Here is a 2,164-nt window from a genome sequence, read left to right on the forward strand (position 1 = left end):
CGAACGCTGGAATAACGTGGTTGCAATAGGTTGTCCATTCAACCGCTATCCGGGCCAACATGTCTCCCCTGAGAGGTGACGTCCAGTTATCGGGTATGACATATCCGTGCAAAATAAAAACGTCTACCGAATCGCGTTTCATCCGTGCAAGACTCATGTCCAATGAATCGAACAGAGCCTGCTCTACGAGCGGACCCTTAATGGCACCGAGCATGCATTTTGTCGTTATATGAACTTCATCTGGATACCCATCGGGGAACGCCAGCCCCATAACGGTCTCGGCTTCCCCCCGGCCATACAATGGCGCCAGATCAAACAAATTAATGCCATGTTCGTAGGCAGAACGAACCGTCGCGATCGCTTCTTCCTGTGACGTCTCGCCCCAGACCTGGCCGATCCCCCCACCGCCCAGCGTCAAACGACTGACATCAAACAATCCGGCAAAATTCTGTCTATTCACTGCTAACTCTCCATCACATAATGGCGTTCAACCTAACGTAATATGTACGTCAGACAATCCTTGTCCCCCATGGGACGCGCGCAGCTTAAAATCGTCCCGTCACGGGCTCCCCATAGGGATTTAACATAACGCCCAGGCTCGGACGTTGTGCCGGAACCCAGCTTGAATGTCCTATCCCCAGATCCAGGCGTCAATTGGCGCGGTTATTACCCACATATCGCCCATTCTCGAACCGGGCGAAGAAGTACTCGAGCATCGGATGATTGATGGGGGCGTCGCTGTCATCGGGTTCCAGGTTTTGCTCCGCTACGTAGGTCGAGTGCTCCGCCCCATCGACTAGTACGTGGTACCAGGGCTTGTCCTTCGGAGGACGCGATCTTGCAACGGCCTCGTACCACTCCTCGGTCGATTGAAAATCGGGATCAACGTCGACGATGACGCCGCGATACTGAAAGAGTCGGTGACAAACCAGATCGCCAATTCCGAATTGTGTTCTGCTGATATTGGTTACGGTTCCCATATTCCCTTCCCTACCTCCTTACTCCGCCACTCGAATGATCGTGGTGCCGACGGTCCCGCCGGCGAGGAGTTCGACGAAGGCTTCTCCCGCACTTTCGAGGCCATGAAACTCGGTCATGCGTGGGACGAGCTGTCCACTCTTGATCCATGTCAGTAGTTCGGTCCGCGCCTCTTCGTAGCGCTGCGCAAAATCGAAGACCAGGAAGCCTTCCATCTTGACTCGATTATTGACGAGCAATCCCGGTATGCCACGAGGACTGCCAGCGGGATTCGACGTGTCGTACTGACTGACGGCACCGCAACAGACGATCCGTCCATGAGCGTTCATGCGAAACAGTGCACTGCCCAGGATGTCGCCGCCCGTATTGTCGAAATAGACATCGATCCGATCGGGTGTGGTGGCCTTAAACGCCGCACGGAAATCGGAGTTCTTGTAATTGACGGCGGCGTCGAAGCCCAGTTCCTTGGTGAGGATCTGGCATTTCTCGTCCGAGCCCGCGACACCGACGACTCGACATCCTTTCAACTTGGCGATCTGGCCGACCATGTGACCGACGGAACCCGCCGCGGCAGAGACGACGACGGTTTCTCCTTCTTTGACGCCTCCCACGTCGAGCAATCCGAAATATGCCGTCAGTCCGTTCGTTCCAAGTGTGCCCAGATGAAGGGCAGGATCCGCAGCTTCGTCGATCCGGCTGAGATGGCGACCCGACAGGACCGAGTAGTCCTGCCAATCCGTCCGACCGACAACGAGGTCTCCGACTGAAAAGTCTGGCGTGTTGCTGATCTCGACCCGGGCGACTCCCGTACCGGTCATGACGGTATCCGTCTTCGCGACGCCCGCGTAGCTCGCACTTCCCTGCAGACCGGCGCGTTGTCCCGCGCCAATGGTCAGCGCGAGTGTTCGTGAGAGAACCTCGCCCTCACCCGGTTCGGGGACGCTGGTGGTTCGGACCGCGAAGTCTGAAACCTTCAACGCGCCGCTGGGAAGGGAATCGATCATGACCTGTCTGTTTTCGCTCATCGAAGTGTCCTCTGACTTGTTGACTTTTTTCGAGATGGACCCTTGCACGGAGATCCTGTCGTGTTGGAGAACACCGCCGGACTCCGAAATTCATGCTGCCTGGAACCCATTTCGTTGTTCCTAAACGTAGGTCATTTCGCCCCGAAGACCTCGGAATCAGC

General features: G+C 56.2%; 3 protein-coding genes. All 3 read right to left on the minus strand.

All coding sequences use genetic code 11. The features are described 5' to 3' along the window. On the minus strand, nucleotides 1-460 hold a 460-nt coding region (locus tag OSA81_13710), incomplete at its 3' end, for an aldo/keto reductase (GenBank protein ID MDE0900058.1). A gap of 190 nt (nucleotides 461-650) precedes the next feature. Next, nucleotides 651-980 (minus strand): heat shock protein HspQ, encoded by a 330-nt coding sequence (gene hspQ / locus OSA81_13715; GenBank protein ID MDE0900059.1) that lies wholly within the window; start codon nucleotides 978-980, stop codon nucleotides 651-653. Between the two features lie 18 nt (nucleotides 981-998). Next, nucleotides 999-2,003: an NADP-dependent oxidoreductase gene (locus OSA81_13720; GenBank protein ID MDE0900060.1), complete on the minus strand. Its 1,005-nt coding sequence runs from the start codon at nucleotides 2,001-2,003 to the stop codon at nucleotides 999-1,001. Between the last annotated feature and the right edge of the window lie 161 nt (nucleotides 2,004-2,164).

Source organism: Longimicrobiales bacterium, from assembly GCA_028823235.1.
In the GTDB taxonomy this organism is placed as follows: Bacteria; Gemmatimonadota; Gemmatimonadetes; order Longimicrobiales; family Gaopeijiaceae; genus UBA2589.

What these genes read in the sequence shown, in the direction of transcription:
- hspQ (MDE0900059.1), bottom strand. Translation starts at nt 980, where the DNA reads ATGGGAACCGTAACCAATATCAGCAGAACACAATTCGGAATTGGCGAT.
- OSA81_13720 (MDE0900060.1), bottom strand. Translation starts at nt 2,003, where the DNA reads ATGAGCGAAAACAGACAGGTCATGATCGATTCCCTTCCCAGCGGCGCG.